The organism is Williamsia limnetica, from assembly GCF_003217475.1.
Taxonomy (GTDB): domain Bacteria; phylum Actinomycetota; class Actinomycetes; order Mycobacteriales; family Mycobacteriaceae; genus Williamsia; species Williamsia limnetica.
Genome location: NZ_QJSP01000003.1, coordinates 398253 through 421190, shown reverse-complemented (window position 1 = coordinate 421190; position 22938 = coordinate 398253). Strand labels below are relative to the sequence as shown.

The window sequence follows — 22938 nt, the reverse complement described above, 5'->3', positions numbered from 1 at the left end:
CAGAACGGGAGTCATTTATGACCGACGTCATCGTGATCGGCGCAGGCGGCGGTGGACCCGTCGCGGCCAAAGAACTCGCGGCCCGTGGACTCGATGTCCTCGTGATCGAATCGGGTCCGCGGTTCGGCGACCCCGAGAACGAATGGACCCACTTCGAGGACGACGCAAACAACCCGATCACCGGATTCCTCCGGGTGGGACCGGGCGACCGCAGCCGCGGACCCTGGTTGCGTGACCTCCCGCAGAGTTCCTTCATCTGGCAGGTCAACGGCGTCGGCGGCACCACGCTGCACTACTTCGGCAACTGCCCGCGGCCGGCGCCGGGTGTGTTCAACGACTACACCGGACCAGACCGCGTCATGTACGACACCGCGCATCTGTTCCCGTTCGGGTACGAGGATCTGCGGCCCTACTTCGAGTGGTGCGAGGCCACGTTGCCGATCCTCGCTGCCCCGATGGGAGCGAAAGAAGAGGTGTTCTTGCGTGGTGCTGCGGCGATGGGGCTGCCCCACCAGACCTCCCTCGACACCACGGGCCCCGCACATCGTGCCCAGCAGAACGCGATCCTCCAGCCGGGCGGCACCGCCGGTCGAACGAGCGATCCGGCGCGGCTGCGTCACCCGGAAGCGCAGGGCTGCACCATGTGTGGGCACTGTTATCAGGGGTGCTACCTGCCCAAGGGTGCGCCGCGCAATCTGAAGGCCAAGCGGTCGACGGACAATTCGTACGTGCCGATGATGCTCAGCGCAGACGCCTGGTCGCCGGGTGGGCGCGCCGCCCGGCTCGTCACCGACGCCACGGTGACCCGCATCCTCGCCGCAGAGCGTGGAGGCGAGATGACCGCGTACGGCGTGCAATTCCGGAGCGCCGATGGCGCGATCCAGGAGGAGACCGCGAAGGTCGTCGTCCTCGCCGCGGGATGCATCGAGTCGCCGCGGTTGTGGTTCCAGTCGCTGCTGCCGAATCCGAACGGGTGGGTGGGCCGCGGCCTGACCGATCACCACATGGACGTGGTGTTCGGGATCTTCGACGAGTACACCGGGCAGACGAAAGGTGCCGGGTCCAATGCTCGAGTAGACCTGCCCGGCTACGGCGGCATCGAACAGGTCTGTCTGCCCCCGGCGCTGCAGGCGTACGCGATGAACTTCAGCGACTCCGGAACGCAGGGGTACGGCAGGGCAGGCGGCGTCGTGGGCTCGGCGGGCGCGGACACCTACGGTCGCCTGGTGGGACGGGACCTGCTCACCACGCTGGACGACGCCGACAAGACGCTGGCGGCCTTGGTCATCACCGACGACGACGTCGAATACGGCAACTCCGTGACGGTGCCGGGCATCCTGCCGCCTGACGAGCACGGCCTGGCACCACGGGTCACCATGCAGCACCGGAACCGGTCGGCACGCACCCGTCGGAACCGGGACTACTGCAGCCGGAAAGCTGTCGAACTGATGCGGGCGGCCGGTGCACGCACCGTCCACCGGTCGGACTGGCCACCGCTCATCCTGCACTCTCAGTCGAGCATGCGGATGGGCGAGCAGGAGTCGAACTCGGTGCTGGACTCCAACGCCGAGGCGCGATGGGTGAACAACCTGTTCATCACCGACAACTCGGCGTTGGCCAACTCGCTCGGTGGCCCCAATCCGACACTGACCACCCAGGCGATCGCGACGCGGACAGCCGAGGTCGTCTTCACGAAGTACTTCGGCGGCGACCCGTGGGTCGGGCGCGAGAACCCGGTGTCATCGATCGACGATCGGGTCACCGAGGCGGTGGTGCGGCGAGGGTTGTGACGCCGGGGGTCAGTGGGCGGCAGCGGTCTTCTTCTTGCGCTTAGGGATGACGTGCATGATCGCGACGATGATCGCGCCCAGGATGAGGCCGACCACAGCGGAGACGGTGGTGCCGAGAATCCAGGAGAGCACTCCGCCGAACCAGCCGTGGACGAGTTCTTTGCCCCAGTGTTCGAGGTGGTGGAGCTGATCGGCAGGCCAGTGGAAGCCGGCTTCGCCGAGGTTGACGAGCAGGATGTGTCCGCCGACCCACAGCATTGCCGCGATGCCGACGACGGTGAGCACGTTCATCAGCTTGGGCATCGCCGAGACGAGACCGCGGCCGATCTTCTGGCTCACCGTGGACTTGCGCTTGGCCAACGCCAAACCGAAGTCGTCCATCTTGACGATCAACGCGACCACGCCGTAGACGAGTGCGGTGATCAGGAATGCCACGGCGATCAGCACCAGGAGCCGGGTGACGAACGGTTCGTCCTCGACCGACGACAGCGAGATGATCATGATCTCCGCCGACAAGATGAGGTCGGTGCGGATGGCGCCGCTGACCATCGTCTTCTCGAACGCCGGCCCGCGCTCGGTGGGTTCTTCGGCGGCAGCGTGGCCGCCGCCGAGCGCTTCGTAGACCTTCTCGGCACCCTCGTAGCAGAGGAACGCGCCGCCGACGATCAGCAGGTACGGCAACGCCCCCGGCAGGAACTGGCTCAGCAACATCGCGACCGGGAGGATGATCAGCAGCTTGTTGCGAATCGACCCGAGAGCGATCTTGCCGATGATCGGCAGTTCCCGGTCGGGGGAGAAGCCGTGGACGTAGCGCGGGGTGACCGCGGCGTCGTCGACCACCACGCCGGTCGCCTTCACGCTCGCCTTACCAGCGGCGGCTGCGACGTCGTCGAGTGTTGCCGCAGCGGCACGCGTGATCGCCGCTACGTCGTCCAACAGTGCGACCAGACCACCAGCCATTGCAGACGCCTCCTCAGATCGACGGTTACATGTTCAGTCGAACAATACGTCGTGCCTGTGTGGGTGTCGGCGTGAAGTGGCGCCTGAAGTGAAGCTGACTCAGGGTTGCTGCGAGATCGGGGTCGCATCGCGGCGTTGGCGCGCACGGATGACGAAGTGCCCGGTGACCGACGCCAGCAGGAACGTACCCGCGATGATCGCGAGGAAGACGTTGGCGAGGACTCGCGATCCACCGATCAGGGTGGTGAAGTTCGCGATGACGAGGGCCGTGATGGCGCAGAGGCCGAGCCCGCCGAGGACCGGCGCGATCTTGCTGTGCCACAGCCGCTTGTCAGCACCCGAACGGGCGAAGTAGACGACGATCGCGATGCTGGTGAGCACCATGACGACCAGGATCGAGACGGTTGCGACTCCGGCCATCCAGGTGAACAGCTCGAGCACCGGGTCGGCGCCGGCCACCGCGAAGATCCCGACGAGGACGAAGGCGGTCGCGGTCTGAACGAGCGATCCGACATGGGGTGAGCCGTGCCGGGCGTGCACGCCCATCAACCCGCGGGGAGCGAAACCGCTGCGCGAGAGGGCATGTGAATACCGGGAGATGGCGTTGTGGAAGGCGAGCAGTGCAGCGAACAGGCTCGTGACGAGCATGACCATCATGACGTCGGACGTCACGCTGCCGAGGTACTCGGTGGCGGCGATGAACGTCAGGTCGCCGGTGTGCTCGGCGGCCACCGCCTGCACCTGGTCGGAGCCGAACGCGAGAACGATCGCCCAGCTGGCGATGGCATACAGGACGCCGATGGTGATGACGGCAACGTAGGTGGCGATGGGCACCGTTCGGCGGGGGTTCTTGGTTTCCTCGCCGTAGATGGCGGTGGCCTCGAAACCGATGAAGGAGCCGACCGCGAACATCAGGGCGATGCCCGGTGAGCCCGAGAAGAACGACGAGGGACTGAAGGACGAGAACTCGATCCCTTCGGCGCCGCCCTGGCCGAGGATGGATCCGGACAGCACCACGATGAGCCCGATCTCGGCGATCAGCAACACGCCCAACACTTTTGCGCCCAGATCGATGCTGCGGTACCCCAGTACAGCGACCAACGCCATCAACGCGAACGCCCACACCCACCACGGCAGATCCGGTCCGCCGAAGCGCGCCATCACGGCATCCATGGTGGAGGCGGCGAGACCGTAGATCGCGGCCTGGACTGCGGTGTAGGCGAGCAGCGCGAGCGCCGCGGCACCGAGTCCGGGAGCACGTCCGAGGCCCTTGGTGACGTAGGCGTAGAACGCGCCCGTCTCGGTCACCGCGCTGCTCATCGTCGCGTAGCCGACGCTGAAGACCAGCAGGACTGCGGCCACGACGATGTAGGTCAGGGGTGCTCCGGCGCCGTTGCCCAGGGCGATCATGACCGGGAGCGAGCCGGCAACAGCGGTCAAGGGTGCGGCGGCTGCGATGACAAGAAAGACGATGCCGCTGACCCCGATCGACCCCCGGAGTCTGTGTGGCGGAGCAGAAACCGACGACGATACTGCTTGTTCGACCATGATCGACCTTTCTCCGGGCCCGGCGATGAAACGCCGCTCCACCTGCATGAAGAGGGCTGTGATTCTACGGTCGTAGAATCTCCAGTGTGACGGACACTACACCGGAGAAATAGGTTGCGGTCGGTTGTCGTAGGGGGAGAAACCTTTACCCGTTCGGGGTCAAGCGCTTTCCCGAAAGTGGAGCGGATCGTGTGGCTGGGCCCTAAGCCTGAGCGCTGACCAGCCAGCACGCAGCGGTGTAGCGAACATCGGCTCCGTCTGCGAACCCCGTGAACGTCTCCGACACCCGCTCGATGACCTGCGCTCGAACCGTTTCGTCAACGGTCGGTAACTGGACACCCACCCGGCCGAACGTCGTCACATACCGCAGCATGTCGCCGGCAGGCATGCTCAGATCAACGTCCAGCGGGTCGATCGAAACGTCGCGCCACCCGCTCTCGCGGAAGATGGGAGAGACGAGGTCCGGATCGGCGAACGCGAATTGACCGGGTGTTGCCGGAACGCTGGGAGGCCGCGGCGGCAGGTCGGGCAGCAGCGACGCGGTCGCGTTTTCGGCGGCCACCATGATGTCCCGGTCATCGGGATTGCGCCACACGATCATTCGGAGGTTGCCGCTGCCGGTGGTCGCCCGATGCAGGTTTCGGAACGCCGCCACCGGGTCGCTGAAGAACATCACCCCGAAACGGGAAACGATGGTGTCGAACCGGGTGTCGGTGAACTCATGGGTCTGCATGTCGGCAGTGACAAAGTCGGCGGACACATCTGCGGAGGATGCACGACGACGTGCCACCGCGATCATCGGTTCGGAGATGTCGACGCCGACGGCGCGACCGCCAGACACCCGGCCCACCGCCAATGTCGTGCTGCCCGTGCCGCATCCGACGTCGAGAACCTGCTGCCCGGAGGCATCGTCGACGTAGCGGACCAGCAGTTTCTCAAACGGTTCATACAGCCGATCGAGAAGGTCCTGATTGTCGGCCCACGCCCGCCCCGACGGGCCATTCCAGCGCGCCGCCTGTTCGGCGGCGACCTGCTCGTCATGACTCATCGGGGCCTCCTGAAGCCGAGCGGATTATGGCGTCAGCTAGGACTTGGTCAGATCCGCCGGCTCGTCCTCGACGGGCCGGTTCGCGATCTGCTGAGTCTTCTTGTACAGCCAGGCAATAACGAGGACGAAGAGGATCACCCCGAGGTACTCGGAGGTCTTCGCGAAGCCGTCGCCGACAACCGCGATCGGGTTGTCGTCACCCGTCGCCGCCACGATGCCCGCGAAGACGACACCGAACAGGCTCTCGCCGACGATCAGACCGGTCGCCAACAGGATGCCCATCCGCTTCTTGCGTTCGACGTCACCGCCGGACTTGTCGGCCCACCGGTTGTAGAGCGTGCCGAGGATGGCGCCGATCGGGATGACCAGCGTCAGCGCGATGGGCAGGTACATACCCATACCCACTGCCAGCGGTGGGAGCCGGAACTTGCTGTCGGTGGTCCGGGACAGCACCTCATCCACGATGATTATGCCGACACCGATGAGGGCGCCGAGACCGATGAGGTTCCAGTCGAGGTCGCCGCCGAACACGCCTTTCGCCAGTGACGAGATCAGTGCGGCCTGTGGTGCGGCAAGCGCATCGTCCGTGGCGCCGGGGGCCCCGACGAACCCGAAGGCGGTCTGCATGAGCTGCAGGATCGGGGGGATGACCGCAGACCCGAAGATCACACCGATGACCAAGGCCACCTGCTGTTTCCACGGCGTCGCGCCGACGAGCTGGCCGGTCTTGAGATCCTGGAGGTTGTCGTTGGAGATGGTCGCCACGCCGAAGATCACCGCGGACACGAACAACGTGAAAGCGATCAGCGCGGTGTTCTGCGCGTCGGTGGCGTCGCCGTAGACCATCTTGATGAGCAGGGCCGCGATGATGACGACCAGGATCCCGACGCCGGAGATGGGGCTGTTCGACGACCCGATGAGGCCGGCCATGTACCCGCAGACGGCCGCGACCACGAGCCCGATCACGAACACCAGGATGATGCTGACGGCGATGATGCCGGTCGCGGTGCCGTGCAGCGCCGTGTTGTGGACGAAGTCCCAGAGCAACAATCCGATCGGGATGAGCGCGACGACGATCACCAGGCCGACGTAGGTGATGGGGATGTCCTGCTCGGTGATGTCGACCGACTTGCCGCCCTTGCGCGCGTTGGCCGACACCATGGCGTTCTTGATGCCCTTGATGATGGGGCCGATGATCTTGAGCAGGGTCCAGATCGCGGCGACGGCGATCGCGCCGGCACCCACGAAGCGGACGTCGGCGGAGAAGATGCTGCTGACGCCGTCGAGGAGGTCTTCCCCCGCAGGCAGGCTGCCGTTCGTCTGGATGGGCAGCAGGATGCCGAAGGAGATGACCAGTCCGACCAGCATGGCGATACCGACCGTGAGGCCCACCAGGTGCCCGACACCGATCAGGGCCAGCGACAGGCTTGCACCCCACATGGTTCCACCGGCGCCGACCTTGATGGCTCCGGCCAGCGAGTTGCTGATGACCTTCAGCGAGGCCAGCAGTGAGAAGCCCGCAGCGACGAGCGAGCCGATCAGGATGATCCGCAGGCCGCCTTTGTTCTCGTTGGCGCCCTGGGTGGTGTCACCGACCCGCAGCACCTCTGCGGCCGCGACGCCTTCGGGGTAGGGCAGATCGGAGCCCGTCACCAGCGCCCGGCGCAGCGGGATGGAGTACATGACGCCGAGGATGCCGCCGATGGCGCAGACGGCCACGGTGATCCAGTAGGGGAACCCGGTCCACCAGCCGACCATGATCAGGCCGGGCAGCACGAAGATGATGGCCGAGAGTGTTCCCGCCGCGGACGCGATGGTCTGGACGATGTTGTTCTCGACGATCGAGTGGTTCTTGAAGTACCTCAGGATGCTCATCGAGATGACCGCGGCAGGGATGGCGGTGGCGAACGTCAAGCCGACTTTCAGGCCGAGATAGACATTCGCGGCAGTGAACACCAACGTGATCAGACCGCCGAGGATGACACCTCGCAGGGTCAGCTCCCGCAGCCCGGGTGCCCTCTTCTGCACCTTGACCGAATCGTCTGTGGTCATAGCGATTACCCCTCACCCCGAACGGGACTGATGCGAGCTCCGTCGGGATCCGGCGGTGTTGACTGGATTACTTTAAGACCCACTCGTCACACCGCGCATCAATTCGAGCCGCTGGCCGTGTCGGAGCAGGTCAAATCGGACATTTGCCGGTTGCGAACCATCGGGGAGCGCATCTAGTGCGGATTGTGGGTGCTGCTCAAGATCGCGACGATCACTCCGGCGATGACCAACACCGTGACGATGACAGCCATGACCACGGCCAGCCGACGCCGATGCTTGGCCGCGGCGTTGATGCCGACACCGATACCGACCAGGATCGCTGCCGAATACAGCGAGATCCCGAGGGTCAATGCCTCCGGGGAGATGTCCAGGCCGGCAGCGAGTGGCGCGGGTGAGCTCATGAGATCAGTAGATCACTGGGGTGTGGTGGACCCGGCCGGCACGTTGGGCGCGCCCTGAAAACCGGCAGATAGGTAAGCGCCGAGGGGTATTTTCCCTCGAGGGGCCCGTGCGGTCCGGTTTCAGGGCTACTTGTGCCGTGCGGTGGGCGGCGACGGCCTGGTTATCGTGGAGAACATGCACCCATCGCAGGGAACCGGACAGCCTGAGAAGGGTCCGCGGCGCGCGGAGTCCGGCCCGATGAGCGGGCTGACACTGAGCGCCATGGTTGCGAGCATCATCTTCGGGCCCCTCGGCATCGTGCTCGGACATATGGCCCTGCGGCAGATCAAGAAGACCGGCGCGGACGGGCGGGGCGTGGCTCTGGCCGCGACGGTGATCGGCTACATCATGACCGCGGCAGGCATTCTCAGCGTCATTGTCGCGCTGACGTTCTGGAACTCGCTCGATGACTACAACGCTTCCGCGACCGAGTCGACGTCGGCCTCGGAGTCGTTTGTCGGAGGCCCGCGCTAGCCTCCTTCACGAGTCGCTCATGGGGAGTGGGCGGCCAAATTTCGTAGGGGGAAACATGTCAGCAGGGGTGGACGTTCGGGTGGATGCGCTGGAGAGTGCGTTGCAGTCGGACTTGGGGGATCACGCGCAGTGGTTCCGGCCGCGGCGGTATCGGGATTCATTGGCGCTGAGCATCATCGACGCGATCTTCTCGACGGGCGCGCGGTACGCGACGGTCGAGAACATCCTCGACCGGTACATCGCCTACCGGGAGGCGCAGGATGGGGACGCGACCGGGGACGGCGCGCCTGAGCTGCTCGCCACTTTTGCGGAACTGGGGAGCTCTGAGGCCTGGGCGCAAGATATCGGCAACCGTCGGCCGACCTCGACGACACCCGGTGCGCCGCTCAAGGCCGAGGCGGTCAAGGAGGCCGCGACCAGGCTTCACGCAGCCGGCATCGCGACCTCCGAAGACCTTCGGGTGGCCGCAGATTGCGATGCGCTTCACGTGGTGAAGGCGGTGTGGCGGGAAGTGCCCGGTCAGCGGTCGGGCTTCACGTGGTCATACCTGCTCTTGCTAGCCGGTATTCCGGCGGTGCAGGTGGACGGAATCGTGGCGACGTACGTGGCTCGAGCCCTTGATGTTTCCGGAGACGACATAGACGACGACCTGGTATCGGAGCTGATCGACCAGGTCGCACGCCGTAATGAGTGGCTCGACACCGACATCCCGACGGCGATCTGGCGGGCCGAGCAGCGAGCGAGGAGCAGCGGCGGCCGCTGACTCGGCGGCGCTTCATCATCGCCGAGGTGCTGCCGGGCCGGGCCGTCGTCATGTGTTTGCCGATGTGCCCGGTCGGCGGTGTCGCTGTGGCCACGCGAGTCGTACGAAGATATGAACACCCAAATCGGAAGAGCATCAACGTTATTGAAGGGGCGCAACGCCCAGAGCCCGGGGGAGGTCTATCACTTCAGGGGCGATCCAACGCATCGCGGTGGAGTTCGGTCCGGTCGCCGGGGCATTATCGGACGATAAACTGTTACAACGCAGGATGTTCGGTTGTTGGTGCTAAGCATGACCCCAGTACTGGGGTCACTGCAAGTTTCAGTTGGTGAGTGTCCGACTTCGCCGATAGTGTTCTCTCGACTGGCAGTTAGCAAAACTGCCGCCGAAAGTAGATCGGACCCACGCCATGTACACGATGAACCCCGAACCTGATGTCGCCGTCACGTCCGTTCCGACGCTCAGCGCACGCGAAATCGAAGTTCTCCGAACATGGTTCACCTGTGATTCGAAGAGTGAGGCCGCCCGGAAGCTGTTCATCACCCCGGCAACGGTCAATACCCACATCACGCGGATCCGGGACAAATACGACGCTGTCGGCCGCTCCGGCGCCACCAAGTCGGCGCTACTCGCTCGCGCGCTGCAAGACGGGCTCATCAGCGTCGACGAGCTGTAGCCGCTACCGGACGGACTTGTTCAGCGCGGTGTAGTTGAACTGCCACCGCTTGACGATCTGGAAACCCAGCGCATCGGGCACGGTGAACGCGGATGAGGCGGCGAACCTCGGCCCAGGCGCGAGCGCTGCGCCTTCCTCGTAGTCCGGGCGGGCGGGATTCTTGCCCGCGATCGTCCAGAGCACGTCACACGCGGCGATCCGGTCGACCACCCGTTCCGGGGGCAGATTGCGATCCCACAGAAAATTGGGGACGGTGGCAGGTTCACGCAGGCCGACGTCGACGAGATCTTCGAACGCCTCAGGGCGAGACGCCGGCAGCGCACGGATCGGCCGCGGCCGCCAGGGGACGGTCTCGTCGAGCAGAAAGCAGTCGCCGGGGGACGACTGCGCGGCGATGGTGTCGGCGACCTGGCTGTAGTCGGCACCGAACTTGGCATAATCGCCGCGCTGCTGAACGTAGTTCGGCAGGGCTGCGACGGCGAAGATGACCAGCACCACCTCGATGCGCACAATCGATCGGGCGGCGATCTGCACGGTGCAGACCCCGAGCAGCAATGCCATCGCGGGGGCGGTGAACGTCAGATACCGGTCGACGTAGATGACCTTGACGAAAACCGAGTACAGCAGCATCCCGGCGGTAGGGACGATGATCCACGCCGCGGCCACACCGATGGTGCGCCAAAAACCGGTGATCGCGGCCTTACGCAAAAGGAGTACGACGGCCACGCCGGCGATCAGCGCGACACTTGTACCCACGGCCCAGACGGCAGTTTCGAAGTACTGGCCTTGGACGACTGTGAAGAGCACTCGCTTGTCGAGCGGCCGGATCCAGTTGATCTGGTCAGCCTTCGACCTCATGAACTGGATGTACGGCAGCAGCACTGCCAGGGCCAGCCCGGTTGCCAGACACCAAGAGAAGAACACCGCGCGTGGTACGCGGACGATGACCATCACGCACAGATAGACGAACACCATCATGAGCAGGTGGATGTTGACCAGGATCGACAGCATCACCGCAGCTGCGTACAGAGCCCAGAACCCGACCTTCCGCCGCTCGACCGCGACGAGCAATGCGACGGTCGCCCACACCGCAACACCTGCGGCCAGCGCGTAGGGGCGCGCTTCGATCGCAGCCCACGTGACCCTGGGCAGGGCAGCGAAGAAGAGGCCGGCGCTGATCCCGACTGCTCGGGTCGAGAGCTTCTTGCCCAGGACGACGACGCCTGCCCCACCCAGGCCGACCGCGAGCACACTTGGGACACGGGCCCAGAACTCGGTGGGCGGAAAGATCGAGAACCAGCCGTGCATGAGCAGGTAGTACAACGAGTGCGCGGAGTCGTGCTGCGACACCAGCTCGAAGAGTTCTTTGCTCGACCGCGTCGACGCCGCGATCGTGGCGGCTTCGTCGAACCAGAACGACGGTCGCCCGGCGCCGAGGATGCCGATGACAAAGGCGACGACACCGATGATCGCGGGGTCGGTGCCACGCGGCAGGGTGCGACGCCGGGCGATGGCCTGTGAAGCGGTCGTCGTCGTCAGTGGATCGTCCTCGGTTCGTTCGGATGGCTACGGAGAACCTATCGGGTGACCACCTGTGCCGACGAACTTCCGGAATTGCAGCCGACTCAGAAATTGCCTTTCGCGGCCCAACCACCGTCGACCGGATAGATCTCGCCGGTGAGAAAGTCACCTTCCCGCATGAGATAGGCGACCATCGAGGCGATCTCGGACGGCAGTCCGAGACGCTTGACGATGTGCGCATTGGCGTTGGCCTGACGCATCTCCTCGGTGATGTCCGCGAGAATCGGGGTGTCGATGGTGCCGGGCGCGATCGCGTTGATCAGCACGTTGTGCGGCCCGTACTCATAGGCGGCCTGTTTGGTGAGTCCGACGACGCCGCCCTTGGCCGCAGAGTACGACGCGAGGTTGGGCAGACCGCGCAGTGCGGCCATCGACGAGATGTTGACGATGCGACCGCCGCCATCCTCGATCATCCCGGGAATCACGGCCTGCATACCGAGCCAGACGCCTTTGAGGTCGGTGTTGATGACGACGTTCCAGGCGTCTTCGGTGAGTCCGACAACGGAGTCCTCGCTGAGCATGTTGACCACACCGGCGATGTTGGCAAGCCGCTGAACGGGCTTACCGTGTTCGGCCTTGAGGTCGGCGACCACCGACGCCCAGTTCTCGGCTTCGCGTACGTCGAGGCGCACCGCTTGGATCGAGCCCCCGGCATCGGACACTTCCTTGACCGTGACGTCGCAGTCCTGAATATCGGCGGCGACGACGTGGGCGCCGTCGGCGGCGAGCTTCTTCGCGGTGGCCTGCCCGATGCCCTGCGCGGCCCCGGTGACGATGGCGAGTGTTCCTTCGAGCGACATGACTGAACTCCTTTGTTCGTGGCGGTTGTCGGGGAGAAATCAGGCGATTTCGGCGAGCAGGTCGGCGAACCGTTCTTGCGCCGCGGCCCGGCGGGTAGGGATGTGTTGGGTCGGGACATTGTTCGGGGGCGGTGAGTACGCCTTCAGGTAGGCCTTGGCGACGCTGTCGCGGTGCACTTCGTCGGGTCCGTCGTAAAGCCGCGCCGCGCGCGCGGCCCGGTACATCGACTCCAGCGGCAGGTCCGAGCTGAAGCCCAGCGATCCGTGGATTTGGATGGCGCGGTCGATCACATCGTGCAAGACCTTGCCGCCGTAGAACTTGATCAGCGCGATGTCTTTGCGTGCCTTCGCGGTGCCCTCCTCGTCGATGACCCATGCCGCGTGCAGGGTCATGAGCTTGAGGGCCTGGATCTCGGCAGCGGAATCGGCGATCCAATTACGGATGGTTTGCTTCTCGCCGAGCACTGATCCCTGTGCAAAACGGTAGGTCGCACGCTCGCAGAGCATGTCGAACGCTCGCTGCGACTGCCCGATCCACCGCATGCAGTGATGAATGCGCCCGGGCCCCAACCGTTTCTGCGCGATGAGGAAACCGTCGCCCACGTTGCCCAGCAGGGCGTCGGCGTCGACGCGCACGTTCTCGAGCGTGACCTCGCAGTGGGAGCCGTAGGTGTTGGGCCGCGGTGCGGTGTTCTCCATGGACGCGATGTCGCGGACCACGACGAGTCCCGGGGTTCCGATGGGCACGATGAACTGTGAGGTCCGGCGGTGCCGTTCGGCGCCGGGGTCGGTGACGGCGACAACAATGATGAAGTCGGACGTCGATGCGTTGCTGATGAACCATTTGTGGCCGTTGAGAATCCAATCGTCGCCGTCGGCCACGGCGGTCGTCGTGAGGTTGGTCGGGTCGGCGCCTGCGTTGTCGAGTTCGGTCAGCGCGAACGCCGAATAGTACTCACCCGACAACAGCGGATCGAGCCACTTCTTCTTCTGAACGTCGGTGCCCACCGCGGCGAGGATCTCGCAATTGCCCGAATCGGGTGCCTGGCAGCCGAATACGAGTGGACCCAGGGTCGACGAACCGAGTATTTCGTGCATCAGGCCGAGCTTGACCTGGCCATATCCCTGACCACCGAGCTCTTGGTCGAGATGCGCCGCCCACAGGTTCTGGTCCTTGACCTCCTGTTGCAGGGGCGCGATGGCCTTGCGGAGTTGGTCCCAGTCCAGGCCCAGCGTTTCGAGCGGCCAGATCTCTTCGCGGACGAACTCGCCCATCCAGTCGAGCTTCTTCTGAAACTCCGGCTCAGTTGAAAAATCCCATGACATAGGGTTGTTCACTCCATTCGGTGATCGGGGGTCGTGGTGATCAGGCCTGGGCGATGAACGCTCCGGCGCGATCGAACAGTTCGGTGGCGTAGCGGTGCAGGCGATCGCCGACCTCTCGTGGTGCCTTGCCGGCGCAGGCCCGGGCGTAGGTGCCTTCGAGGATGAGACCGAGTTTGAAACAGGCCACCACCATGTACCAGGTGATCGCCGAGAGGTCCCGGGACGATGTCTCGGCGTAGCGGGCGATCAGTTCGCCGCGTGAGGGAAGCCCGCCTGCTGCGCCGAGCGCGCTGTCGAGAAGATCGGTGCTGTCCGGACCGTCGACCCACACCGCCAACAGGGCGCCGAGGTCGAGGAGAGGGTCACCGATCGTGGCCATCTCCCAGTCGACAATGGCCGCGACGCGAGGTTCGTCAGGGGCGTACATCACATTCGCGACGTGGTAATCACCATGCAGCACACCGGGTGTGAAATCGTTCGGACAGTTGCGTTGTAGCCAGTCGGCAACGGCGTCGAGGTTGCGGAAGGGCGGTCCAGGATAGCCGGGTGTCGACGCGTAGCGCTCCAGTTCTCCAAGCCACCTCGGTACCTGCCGTTCGAGGAACCCGTCGGGCCGCCCGAAGTCAGAGAGGCCGGCCGCATGGTGATCGACCTCGCCCAGGGTCGCGAGTGCATCGACGAGTGCCAGACCCATCGTGTGCCTGCCGGCGCGATCAGCCGCGTAGGCCGACGGCAGCGACACCGCTGCGTTGTATCCGTCGACCGGTTCCATCAGGTAGAAGACCGCGCCGAGGACGTTCTCGTCGGTGCACCCCGCGACAAGGCGGGGATGGGGGACGTCCGTCGTCGCGAGCGCTCCCAGTAGTTCGATCTCGCGGGTGATCACCTTGTTCGACTGTGGCCGCAGATGCCGCGGACCGCGGCGCAGGACATATGAGCGGTCGCCGCGGGTGAACGCGATCATGATGTTCTGGGTACCGCCGCCCAGTGCGTTCGCGTCGACGATGTCGCCATCGGGCAGGCCGCGGGTGTCCATCCAGTCGCTGACGGCGCGCAGGTCCACGGTCATCTCGGTGGTCGGCGTCGACGGTGTACCCATATGTGCCACGTTATTGCGGGTCGGTGCCGGTCAACAGGCCTTGGCCGAGAACCATTGTGGTTTTCCCCAAACCGACCCCGAGATCGTCCGATTCAGGGTGGCGGAGGGCAATATGCCCTTGGACCCACGTCAAACGGACGATCTCAGACCGAATCGCTACTCCCCGGCCAGATCCAGCACCTGAAAGGCCATCCGCGCCGACAGCAGACTGTCCAAACCGGTCGGGTCTTTCTGGGTGATCTCCTTGATCTTGCCGAGCCGGTACCGGATGGTGTTCTCGTGGACGCCCAGCGCCACAGCCGTCGCCTGTGCTTTGCCCTCGGCGGCAACGAAGGCCCGCCAGGTCTCGAGCAAGGTGCCGTCGTCGTGGTCGCGGACCGCGCGCACGAAGGTGTGAGCGAAGTGGACGGCCTCCTTGACGTGCCCGCTGCTGATCACCACGCGGAACAGACCCAATTCGTCGAGGGTCAGGATGCGGCTATGCCAGTCGAAAGATCGCGCGATGGAGCCGATTTCACGCAGCTCTCGGTGGGCGTGCGGATAGTCGACGGAGGTGTGGCATGCGCTGGAGATGATGGTGGCGCCGAGGGCGAGTTGTCCGCTCAACCGGTCGCGCACGGCGGTGACCTGCTGACGCAGGGCTTCGATCTCGGCGTTGTCCCCGGTGGTCAGGGGGATGAGCACGATGACTGCGCCAGGAAGGCGCACCGCCGGAGGCGCGGGGATGCCCAGTACATCCTGGAAGGTGCGGGTCACGAGGTTCTGCGTCGCCGACGCCGACAGTTTTCCCGGTGCGTCGTCGACCGAGAAGCGAATCAGGACATGGGGGATGGACAGGTCGATGCCGAACTGGGGTCCGCGCCGGACCAGATGTTCCTTGTCGCGGCTGTTGCGGAGCAGGTCGGAGAGGTAGTCGTCGCGGGCCTGTCCCTCGGTCTCTATCTGCCGCCGTTCCGAGAGCATCTGCAACGCCAGCACCATGGCGCCGCGCTCGGCGATGTTGGCGTCGATGGGTTCGAGGCTGCGTCCCACCTCGACGATGCCGAGGAATCCGCTGGGGGTGCCTTCGATCACCATGCGACACAGCAGATGACGACGTCCGAGTCCGACGGCGAGGCTGGCCGGAACCACCGCAGACGGCGTCGACACACTCAACTCGCTGAGTGTCTGCCGCACCGACGGCATCGCCCGCACCTTCTCCGTCAGGACCGGAGGCGCATCGAAAGCGAGCGCCGGAGGCGCGGCCCAGGTGAGCACTTCGAAGTTGTTGTTGTAGAGCACCACCGGCTTCGCCGACAGTTCGCTGAGGAGGCGGACGACGGTGGTGATGTCGGCGCCTTCGAGCACGGCGCTGGTCAGCTTGTGGTGGACGTCGCCGAGATAGGCGAGGGTCGCGTTGTTGCGGGCGATCTCGGCGGCTTGACCGCGTAGCCGGGCGTTGAGCATCGCCTGGCTGATGAACAGGGCACTGAGCCGCGCGAACAGCCGCGCGACCTCGATGTCCTCATCGGTGTACCGATGTTCCCGACCGCGGGTGTCGACGAAGATCAGCCCGATGACCTCGTCGTCGAAGATCAGCGGGACCCCGAGCATCGCGCGGACGTCCCAGTGGGCCATCGTCCGGTGATGCGGCCGGGGGTCGTTCAGCGCGTCGTGGATCACGACGGGCTGCTTGGTGCTGATGACCTCCTGGCTGAAGAGGTCGTCGGCGAAACCCGATTCCTGGCGCTTGACCGCCTCGCTGATGTTGCCGGTTTCCTCGCAGTATCCGGCGGCGCCGCGGTACTTACCGCCGGCGTGACGCAGATACAGCGAACACCGGGTCACACCCATCAGCTGGCACAGTTTCTGGCCGACGAGGCAGAGCAGATCCTCGAGTTTGGCGTCGGTGATGGCCTCGGTGGTGATCTCGCTGAATGCCGCGATGACCTCGCGCTCGCGAGTGGAACTCGAGTCGGCAGCACTTGCCGCGACCTGTATCGACAGGCCGTTCCGGTGGTCCTCGTCGTCGAGGGCCGCCGTGCTCACCGTTCGTTCTACGGTCATCTCCGCCACTTCACATCGGCTGGCTATGCTCTACGTCACACTACCGGCTATCTGTTGAGGCTCTCAAGTTTCCCGGGGTCGGTTTCCGGGTCGTGGATGCCGATGAACTCATGGCCCATCCGATCGCGCTTGGTGCGCAGATAGCGCACGTTCTGCTCGGTGGGCCGCGCGGGGAGTCCGACGCGATCGACGATCTCCAACGGATAGCCGTCGAGGCCGCCGTACTTGGCCGGGTTGTTGGTGATGAGGCGCAGCCGCCGGATCCCGAGGTCGGCGAGAATATGCGCACCGACCCCGTAGTTGCGGGAATCGACCGGCAGGCCCTGCGCGAGGTTGGCCTCGATGGTGTCGAGACCTTCCTCCTGCAGGGCGTACGCGCGGATCTTGTGGGCGAGGCCGATGCCGCGGCCCTCGTGTCCACGCAGGTAGATCACGGCCCCGGCGCCTTCGGCGGCGATGGCGGCCATGGCCTGCTCGAACTGTTCGCCGCAGTCGCAGCGCAGTGAGCCGATGATGTCGCCGGTGAGGCATTCGCTGTGCACCCGGACCAGCGCTCCGGCGTCGGTGGCACCGGCTTCGGCGACGTCGCCCATCACGAGCGCGAGGTGCTCGGTCTGATCGACCACGGAGCGATATGCGACGGCACGGAACTGTCCGAACAGCGTCGGCATGCTGGATGTGGCAATGCGTTCGACCATCGATTCGGTGGCGTTGCGATGGCGTACCAGGTCGGCGATCTCGAGTACCGGGAGGTCGTGTGCGGCGGCGAACTCCATGAGTTGTTCGCCGCGCATCATGCTGCCGTCGTCGGCGACCAATTCGCTGATCACCCCGACATCACCGGCTCCGGCCAGGCTCACGAGGTCGACGGCGGCTTCGGTGTGGCCGGCGCGCGTCAAGACGCCGCCCGCGCGGGCCTGCAGCGGAAAGAGGTGTCCGGGCCTGCGAAGGTCGTTGGGGGAGGTGGCGTCGTCGGCAAGGGCTCGGACAGTGCGGGTCCGGTCGTGGGCGGAGACGCCGGTGGTGACACCCATGTGGTCGACGCTGACGGTGAACGCGGTCCCGTGGGAATCGGTGTTGTTCTGCACCATCTGCGGCAACTGCAGTCTGGTGGCGCGTTCGGCGGACATCGGCACGCACACGATGCCGGTGGTGTGGCGCACCATGAACGCCATCTGATCGGCGGTGATCATGGACGCGCAGGCGATCAGATCACCTTCGTTCTCGCGGTCGGCGTCGTCGATCACGACGATCATCCGGCCTTCGGCCAGGGCGGCGACGGCATGCGACACAGCTTCGCTCGGGGTCTTCATCGCGCGCACACCTCCAGCGCGCGGTGGGTGCCGAAAGCCCGATCGTGGTAGGTCAGGGGCGGAGCGGTGCTGGACTCGGAGGCCAGTACCGAACCGAGAACCACGATGTGGTCGCCGCCTTCGACGAGGGTGGAGACCGAGCAGGCCAGAAAGCCAGAGACGTCGGGCAGCTGCGGCACGCCAGACGAGGTCTGCCAATCGACTCTCGAGAACTTGTCCGAACCTTTGCGTGCGAACGTCATCGCCAGCTCGGATTGGTTGTGAGCCAAGATGTTCATCCCGAATTGCCCAGTGTCTCGGACGATGGCCAGCAGGTCGGAGCCGCGGTCCAGCGATACGAGCACCATCGGCGGGTCCATCGACAGTGAGGCGAAAGCACTCACGGTGGTGCCGTGGGGGCGGTTGCCGTCGAGCGAGGTGATCACCGATACCGGCGTACACACCCGGGACATGACGTCGCGGAACTGGGCGGCTACGGATTCGTGGTTGGTATTCACTGGTGATGACCTCTTCGCGATGGAACGAACAGTTGGTGAACGGTGACGCCAGAGGGATGACTCGCCTCTGGCGTCACCGCAGTATCTAGACTCCCGCTGTTGCAGGAGCTTTCATCTTGTGGAGCTCAGGAACAACTTTCTCGCCGAACAGCTTCAGGCTTGATTCGGCCGTGTCGAACGGGATGCCGCCGAAGGAGAACGCGGCGTTCGGCAAGAAGTCGCCGATCAGTTCGTGGCGGTGCGCGTACTTCTCGACGCACTGCTCCGGCGTGCCATAGATATTGGCCTCGACATACGCGTTGGCGGCGTTCTCCATGCCGGCTTCGCGGATCATGTCGGCGCCGGCCTGGTAGGTCTCGTAGCCGGGTGTCTCGCGCCAGTGCTTGCCTGCAAAGTCGTAGTGCTTGATGACCGACAGGAAGTAACGGTTGATGTGCTCGTAGGCCAGGCGGCGGGCCTCTTCCTCGTCCTCGTGGCAGATGACGAAGTCCTGGATGACGGCGGGGCCGGGCTCGCGGCCCTGCGCAGCGCGGAACAGATCTTTCCAGCCGTTGATCGCTTCAGCATGCTTCTCGAAGGGGAACTGCATGAAGGTCATCATCTGCACACCCAGGTCGGCGACGATGGGAACCGAGTCCGGCGACATCGCGGCCGCGAAGAGTCGCCCATCCCAGTTGTTCTCGGGTCCTGGTGCGGGACGCACGGCGGTGGGGATCTGCGGATACATCGGGCCGTCGCTCTCGACGATGCCAGTGCGCAGACCGCGCATGACCACTTCGGCGGACTCGTTGAAGCGTGCACGGGCCTCTTCCATCGGAATGCCGAAGGCCTCGTATTCCATCTTCGCCAGGCCGCGGCCCATACCGAGAAGCACACGCCCACCGGACATCTGATCGAGCATGATGACCTTTTCGACCACGCGCAGCGGGTTGTTCCAGGGCAGGATCACCGCACCCAGGCCGAGCTTGATGCGTGAGGTCTGGCCCGCGAGGTACGACATGATCTGCATGTTGTCCGGGCACATCGAGTAGTCGTCGAAGTGGTGCTCGGCCGACCAGACCGAGTCGAATCCGTGCTTTTCGGCCAGGAGGCCGAGCCCCAGATCGTGGGTGAACACTTCTTGGTCGGTGGCGTTCGCGTGGTAGTTCTGGAAGACGAGAAGGACTCCACATTCCATGATGAAAACTCCTGAATCAGTTGAGGGTTGGTTGTTGTGGGCGGTTCAGCCGAGGAAGACTGCGCGGGTGTGCTCGGTATCGAGAAACTCTTTGATGGATTCGATCTCACCGTTCTTGATGACGAAGACGAAGTGGTAGAGATTGTTGTAGGTCCTGCCGTTTTCGAGTTCGGCGTACGACTCGGTTTCGACCGCGACCCGCTCACCCTCGGCGGTCCAGGCCAGCGGCGTGAGTGCGATCGCGCCGTTCTTGGATGTCGACGACAGGCTGCTGAGCATCTCGCCGAACTCTTGCTTGTTCTTCGACCCGGAGATGCCGTCGATGGTGCCTGCCACCCACCAGGTGGCGGTCGGTGAGAGGAAACTCAGTATCTTGTCGACGTCGCCGGCGGAAAACACCTTCATGAAGTCGGCGACGAGCTCCTTGTTCTTCTCCTCGATACTGACGGTGGGGGCGGTGGTGCTCACTGGCAGACTCCTCGGATCTAGACTCGGCTACCGAATATGTTGTGTCCGGCGCGATTTGGGGTAACTGTTCGTTGCAAACACCACGCTATCGGTCGTGTGGCCTCGGTCACTATCGGTGATTTGCGGGCCGTTGTGGGTTGTCACAACCGCAGCTACTGGCCGCCGCTGAACGAGTTCATCAATCCGCCGTCAGCGGGGACGATGGCGCCGTACATATAGGTCGCGGCAGCCACATCGACGATCACCTGGGCCACTTCCTGGGCTGTTCCGGTCCGTCCGGCGGGGATCGACCGGACGATCTTGGCGCGGGCCCGTTCGCTCAGTCCCGATGTCATGTCGGTATCCACAAAACCAGGGATCACCAGGTTGACCCGAATGTTTCGGGGTGCGAGTTCGGCGGCGAGCACCTGGGTGAGTCCACTGAGGCCGGCCTTGGCCGATCCGTACGCCACGTCGCCCGGGAAGCCGCGGAAGCCGACGACCGCGCCGACGTTCACGATCGATCCGCCGCCGTCGAACAACGGCAGGGTGGCGCGGCACATCTCGAACGCTGCCGTCAGGTTGGTGGCCAGCACCAGATCCCAGGAGTCGCGGCTCAGATCCTCGACCCGGCCGCCGCGGTGCACGCCTGCCCCGTTGACGAGTACGTCGCAGGTACCGAACTCCTCGGTGACCGCGGCGATCGCCCGGTCGACCGAGTCGCGGTCGGTGATATCGGTTTTCAGCTCGAGCACCTGGTCAGGGAACGAATACGGCGTGGACGACACCCCGCGGGCCAGCGACGCGACACGGTCGCCGTCCGCGGTGGCCCGTTCGACCACCGCCCGGCCGATGCCGCGCGACCCGCCCGTGACGATCCACGTTTTCGGTGAGTTGCTCATGCGGAGAGGAATCCCATCAGCTCGGACAGATACTTGTCGCGGTATTCCAGGAACGGCGCGTGCCCACAGTCGGTGAACTCCACAACCGTGGCCCGGGCGTTGAGCGACGGGATCGCCTCGGCGTTGGAGAAGGGCACAAAGCCGTCCTCGCGGCCGTGCAGCACCAGGATCGGGACCTCCAGCGACGTGAGGTGCTTGCGCAGGTCGATGGTGGCCAGGTCGCGGAGCGAGTCGTCGCCGCGAGGCCCCATCTCCATGAACATGCCCCAGATCCAGTTCAGGGTGTCATCGCTCGGGGTGGTGGCGCAGACGGCACCGGCCACGGCCCGGAACGTGTCGGCGCGGTTGGCTGCGGCGCCGGCCAGCACGCCTTCGACGTCCTCGACGGTGCTGCCGTGCGGCCAGTCGTCGGTGGCGGTGTAGCGGGGTGATGCGCCGCCGGTGAGGACAAGGCCGCCGGCCCGTGAGCCCAGCGCCGCGACGGCCTCGGTGGCGACGCCGCCGCCCAGCGACCAGCCGTTGATGACGGGGTTCTTCAGGTTCAGATGCTCGGCCAACGCGGCGACATCGGCGCCGAGGGTCGCGATGGAGACATCGTCGAAGTCCTTGTCCGACCGCCCACAGGCACGCAGATCCACGAGCACGACCTCGTGGCCGGCCGCTCGCAACGCCGGCGCAGTGGTGTCCCAGCAGCGGGTGTTCGCGCCCCACCCATGCACCAGCACGATGGGCCTGCCCTCGCCGGCATGGTGTTCGAAGTAGATGCGCTTGTCGTTCTCTACCGCGAGATAACCCATGAAACTTCTCCTTCTCCTTGGTGTTCCAGCTCGTCGTCGGTGATGTCGAGATGAAGATGTGCGCCCGACCAGTCGGCATCGTCCTCGTCGCGCAGGGCGCGTGGGACCACCGGTGGCAGGTCGCGGAAGTGCGGCATCACCTTGTCGGCGAAGATCTTCATCGATTCGACGACGTGGTCGTGCTTCATGTCGCCGAACCGCATCCAGCAGATCAGGTGCTGCAAACCTGTTTCCTCGCGCAAGATCTCGATCTCGCGGATCAGCCCGTCGGCGTCGCCCACGTAGACCACACCGCCCTCGCGCAGTCCGCTGACGGTCATGCCGCCCGCCTCCCCGGCGGCTGCGGCCAGGTCGGCGTATCGCTCATACGTCTCCGGCGTCTCGGGTCCGTGCGGTGCGTTGCTCATGGCGGAGCGGAAGTACCACTCCAGCGACTCGCGCGCGTTGTCGATGGCGTGCTCGTCGGTGTCGGCGAGGTGGATCTGCCAATTCATCGGGAAATCCATGGACAGCGGGCTGACGCCGCGTTGCATCAGTGCACGTTTGGCCTTGATGACGAAGCTGTTGAGCTCGGGCAACGTCATCAGGGTCGGCGTGATGAGCATGTTGTGACCGTATTCGGCGACCAGATCAAATGATTCGGGGCTGATCGACGCGACGTAGATGGGCGGGGTAGGGCGCTGCAGCGGAGTGGGGCGACAGTCGGCGTCGAACACCTGAAAGTGCTTGCCGACGAAGGTGTACGGCTCACCGACGGGTTTGGTCCACAGTCCGGTGATGATCTGCAACGCCTCGGCGAAGACTTCACGGCTGACGGACTGTTTGTCGGCTGCGCCCATCGACGCGAACTCGTGCGGCTGGTAGCCGCGGCCGACGCCGAAGTCGAGGCGGCCCCCGGAGAGCACGTCGACCATCGCATAGTCCTCGGCCACGCGGACCGGCCAGTTGAAGGTCAGGTTGCTGACGGCGATCCCGATCCGCATGCGCTCGGTGCGGGCGGCGATTGCGGCTGCGGCGACCTGCGGCGATGGCATCGATCCGTAGTCGCTGCCGTGGTGCTCGGCGAGCCAGACCTCGTCGAATCCGAGATCTTCGGCGATGGCAACTTGCGTGAGCATCTCGTCGTAGGCGCGCCGAAAGTCCTGGTCGGGACACTCCAGCACGTAGAACACGCCGAACTTCACGTCTGATCTCCATTCAC

22 protein-coding genes are annotated in these 22938 nt (G+C 65.0%); 5 read left to right on the top strand and 17 right to left on the bottom strand.

The window, feature by feature from the left end:
* The first annotated feature begins 17 nt into the window (after positions 1 to 17).
* On the top strand, positions 18 to 1790 hold the full coding sequence (locus DFR67_RS31355) for a GMC family oxidoreductase N-terminal domain-containing protein (protein ID WP_110468674.1): 1773 nt from the start codon (positions 18 to 20) through the stop codon (positions 1788 to 1790).
* Between the two features lie 9 nt (positions 1791 to 1799).
* On the opposite strand, the gene DFR67_RS07090 is transcribed toward DFR67_RS31355, so the two are convergent.
* The 5 genes from DFR67_RS07090 to DFR67_RS07070 form a co-directional block, all read right to left on the bottom strand.
* The gene (locus DFR67_RS07090; protein WP_110468673.1) at positions 1800 to 2750 is read right to left on the bottom strand and encodes a DUF808 domain-containing protein; all 951 of its coding nucleotides are present in this window, start codon (positions 2748 to 2750) and stop codon (positions 1800 to 1802) included.
* Positions 2751 to 2849: 99 nt separating this feature from the next.
* Positions 2850 to 4298 carry an APC family permease gene (locus DFR67_RS07085; RefSeq protein WP_110468790.1) on the bottom strand — a complete coding sequence of 483 codons (1449 nt, stop codon included), beginning with the start codon at positions 4296 to 4298 and terminating at the stop codon, positions 2850 to 2852.
* 202 nt (positions 4299 to 4500) lie between these two features.
* Positions 4501 to 5346, bottom strand: coding sequence for a class I SAM-dependent methyltransferase (locus DFR67_RS07080; protein ID WP_110468672.1), 846 nt, complete (start codon positions 5344 to 5346; stop codon positions 4501 to 4503).
* A gap of 36 nt (positions 5347 to 5382) precedes the next feature.
* On the bottom strand, positions 5383 to 7398 hold the full coding sequence (locus DFR67_RS07075) for an OPT family oligopeptide transporter (protein WP_110468671.1): 2016 nt from the start codon (positions 7396 to 7398) through the stop codon (positions 5383 to 5385).
* Between the two features lie 173 nt (positions 7399 to 7571).
* A complete protein-coding gene (locus DFR67_RS07070; RefSeq protein WP_110468670.1) occupies positions 7572 to 7799 on the bottom strand; it encodes a hypothetical protein in 228 nt (75 codons plus the stop codon).
* Between the two features lie 175 nt (positions 7800 to 7974).
* On the opposite strand from DFR67_RS07070, the gene DFR67_RS07065 reads away from it, so the two are divergent.
* From DFR67_RS07065 to DFR67_RS07055, 3 genes are all read left to right on the top strand, one after another.
* Positions 7975 to 8313 carry a DUF4190 domain-containing protein gene (locus tag DFR67_RS07065; RefSeq protein WP_146240391.1) on the top strand — a complete coding sequence of 113 codons (339 nt, stop codon included), beginning with the start codon at positions 7975 to 7977 and terminating at the stop codon, positions 8311 to 8313.
* Positions 8314 to 8368: 55 nt separating this feature from the next.
* A complete protein-coding gene (locus DFR67_RS07060; protein WP_146240390.1) occupies positions 8369 to 9076 on the top strand; it encodes a heme peroxidase in 708 nt (235 codons plus the stop codon).
* Positions 9077 to 9485: 409 nt separating this feature from the next.
* Complete coding sequence (locus tag DFR67_RS07055) at positions 9486 to 9752, top strand: helix-turn-helix transcriptional regulator (RefSeq protein WP_110468667.1); 267 nt, start codon at positions 9486 to 9488, stop codon at positions 9750 to 9752.
* 3 nt (positions 9753 to 9755) lie between these two features.
* Here DFR67_RS07055 and DFR67_RS07050 read toward each other — a convergent pair whose 3' ends face one another.
* On the bottom strand, positions 9756 to 11102 hold the full coding sequence (locus DFR67_RS07050; protein ID WP_110468666.1) for a glycosyltransferase family 39 protein: 1347 nt from the start codon (positions 11100 to 11102) through the stop codon (positions 9756 to 9758).
* On the opposite strand from DFR67_RS07050, the gene DFR67_RS07045 reads away from it, so the two are divergent.
* Positions 11091 to 11273, top strand: coding sequence for a hypothetical protein (locus DFR67_RS07045; RefSeq protein ID WP_110468665.1), 183 nt, complete (start codon positions 11091 to 11093; stop codon positions 11271 to 11273). The two genes, DFR67_RS07050 and DFR67_RS07045, sit on opposite strands and share 12 nt — an antisense overlap.
* A 104-nt stretch (positions 11274 to 11377) precedes the next feature.
* Here the strand turns inward: DFR67_RS07045 and DFR67_RS07040 are convergent, their stop codons facing one another.
* The 11 genes from DFR67_RS07040 to DFR67_RS06990 form a co-directional block, all read right to left on the bottom strand.
* Complete coding sequence (locus tag DFR67_RS07040) at positions 11378 to 12133, bottom strand: SDR family NAD(P)-dependent oxidoreductase (RefSeq protein ID WP_110468664.1); 756 nt, start codon at positions 12131 to 12133, stop codon at positions 11378 to 11380.
* Positions 12134 to 12172: 39 nt separating this feature from the next.
* The gene (locus DFR67_RS07035) at positions 12173 to 13459 is read right to left on the bottom strand and encodes an acyl-CoA dehydrogenase family protein (protein WP_110468663.1); all 1287 of its coding nucleotides are present in this window, start codon (positions 13457 to 13459) and stop codon (positions 12173 to 12175) included.
* 40 nt (positions 13460 to 13499) lie between these two features.
* Complete coding sequence (locus DFR67_RS07030) at positions 13500 to 14558, bottom strand: phosphotransferase family protein (protein WP_110468662.1); 1059 nt, start codon at positions 14556 to 14558, stop codon at positions 13500 to 13502.
* A gap of 156 nt (positions 14559 to 14714) precedes the next feature.
* A complete protein-coding gene (locus DFR67_RS07025) occupies positions 14715 to 16604 on the bottom strand; it encodes a helix-turn-helix domain-containing protein (RefSeq protein WP_110468661.1) in 1890 nt (629 codons plus the stop codon).
* Between the two features lie 47 nt (positions 16605 to 16651).
* The gene (locus tag DFR67_RS07020; protein ID WP_110468788.1) at positions 16652 to 17917 is read right to left on the bottom strand and encodes a bifunctional 3,4-dihydroxy-2-butanone-4-phosphate synthase/GTP cyclohydrolase II; all 1266 of its coding nucleotides are present in this window, start codon (positions 17915 to 17917) and stop codon (positions 16652 to 16654) included.
* A complete protein-coding gene (locus tag DFR67_RS07015; protein ID WP_110468789.1) occupies positions 17914 to 18369 on the bottom strand; it encodes a flavin reductase family protein in 456 nt (151 codons plus the stop codon). The genes DFR67_RS07020 and DFR67_RS07015 overlap by 4 nt, the downstream gene beginning before the upstream one ends.
* Positions 18370 to 18499: 130 nt before the next feature.
* Positions 18500 to 19591: an LLM class flavin-dependent oxidoreductase gene (locus DFR67_RS07010; RefSeq protein WP_110468660.1), complete on the bottom strand. Its 1092-nt coding sequence runs from the start codon at positions 19589 to 19591 to the stop codon at positions 18500 to 18502.
* Positions 19592 to 19636: 45 nt separating this feature from the next.
* Entirely contained in the window at positions 19637 to 20059 is a 423-nt protein-coding gene (locus tag DFR67_RS07005; protein ID WP_110468659.1) for a nuclear transport factor 2 family protein, read from the bottom strand.
* Positions 20060 to 20211: 152 nt separating this feature from the next.
* Positions 20212 to 20940 (bottom strand): SDR family NAD(P)-dependent oxidoreductase, encoded by a 729-nt coding sequence (locus DFR67_RS07000; RefSeq protein WP_110468658.1) that lies wholly within the window; start codon positions 20938 to 20940, stop codon positions 20212 to 20214.
* Positions 20937 to 21737 carry an alpha/beta fold hydrolase gene (locus DFR67_RS06995; protein WP_110468657.1) on the bottom strand — a complete coding sequence of 267 codons (801 nt, stop codon included), beginning with the start codon at positions 21735 to 21737 and terminating at the stop codon, positions 20937 to 20939. Before DFR67_RS06995 ends, DFR67_RS07000 begins: the two co-directional genes overlap by 4 nt.
* A complete protein-coding gene (locus DFR67_RS06990) occupies positions 21719 to 22921 on the bottom strand; it encodes an LLM class flavin-dependent oxidoreductase (protein WP_110468656.1) in 1203 nt (400 codons plus the stop codon). The genes DFR67_RS06995 and DFR67_RS06990 overlap by 19 nt, the downstream gene beginning before the upstream one ends.
* Between the last annotated feature and the right edge of the window lie 17 nt (positions 22922 to 22938).

Coding starts and splice junctions, on each gene's coding strand:
- DFR67_RS07060 (WP_146240390.1), top strand. CDS start 8,369: ATGTCAGCAGGGGTGGACGTTCGGGTGGATGCGCTGGAGAGTGCGTTG.
- DFR67_RS07000 (WP_110468658.1), bottom strand. CDS start 20,940: ATGAGCAACTCACCGAAAACGTGGATCGTCACGGGCGGGTCGCGCGGC.
- DFR67_RS07070 (WP_110468670.1), bottom strand. CDS start 7,799: ATGAGCTCACCCGCGCCACTCGCTGCCGGCCTGGACATCTCCCCGGAG.
- DFR67_RS07015 (WP_110468789.1), bottom strand. CDS start 18,369: ATGTCCCGGGTGTGTACGCCGGTATCGGTGATCACCTCGCTCGACGGC.
- DFR67_RS07035 (WP_110468663.1), bottom strand. CDS start 13,459: ATGTCATGGGATTTTTCAACTGAGCCGGAGTTTCAGAAGAAGCTCGAC.
- DFR67_RS07030 (WP_110468662.1), bottom strand. CDS start 14,558: ATGGGTACACCGTCGACGCCGACCACCGAGATGACCGTGGACCTGCGC.
- DFR67_RS07075 (WP_110468671.1), bottom strand. CDS start 7,398: ATGACCACAGACGATTCGGTCAAGGTGCAGAAGAGGGCACCCGGGCTG.
- DFR67_RS07090 (WP_110468673.1), bottom strand. CDS start 2,750: ATGGCTGGTGGTCTGGTCGCACTGTTGGACGACGTAGCGGCGATCACG.
- DFR67_RS07020 (WP_110468788.1), bottom strand. CDS start 17,917: ATGAAGACCCCGAGCGAAGCTGTGTCGCATGCCGTCGCCGCCCTGGCC.
- DFR67_RS07085 (WP_110468790.1), bottom strand. CDS start 4,298: ATGGTCGAACAAGCAGTATCGTCGTCGGTTTCTGCTCCGCCACACAGA.
- DFR67_RS07040 (WP_110468664.1), bottom strand. CDS start 12,133: ATGTCGCTCGAAGGAACACTCGCCATCGTCACCGGGGCCGCGCAGGGC.
- DFR67_RS06995 (WP_110468657.1), bottom strand. CDS start 21,737: ATGGGTTATCTCGCGGTAGAGAACGACAAGCGCATCTACTTCGAACAC.
- DFR67_RS07025 (WP_110468661.1), bottom strand. CDS start 16,604: ATGACCGTAGAACGAACGGTGAGCACGGCGGCCCTCGACGACGAGGAC.
- DFR67_RS07055 (WP_110468667.1), top strand. CDS start 9,486: ATGTACACGATGAACCCCGAACCTGATGTCGCCGTCACGTCCGTTCCG.
- DFR67_RS07080 (WP_110468672.1), bottom strand. CDS start 5,346: ATGAGTCATGACGAGCAGGTCGCCGCCGAACAGGCGGCGCGCTGGAAT.
- DFR67_RS07065 (WP_146240391.1), top strand. CDS start 7,975: ATGCACCCATCGCAGGGAACCGGACAGCCTGAGAAGGGTCCGCGGCGC.
- DFR67_RS07010 (WP_110468660.1), bottom strand. CDS start 19,591: ATGGAATGTGGAGTCCTTCTCGTCTTCCAGAACTACCACGCGAACGCC.
- DFR67_RS31355 (WP_110468674.1), top strand. CDS start 18: ATGACCGACGTCATCGTGATCGGCGCAGGCGGCGGTGGACCCGTCGCG.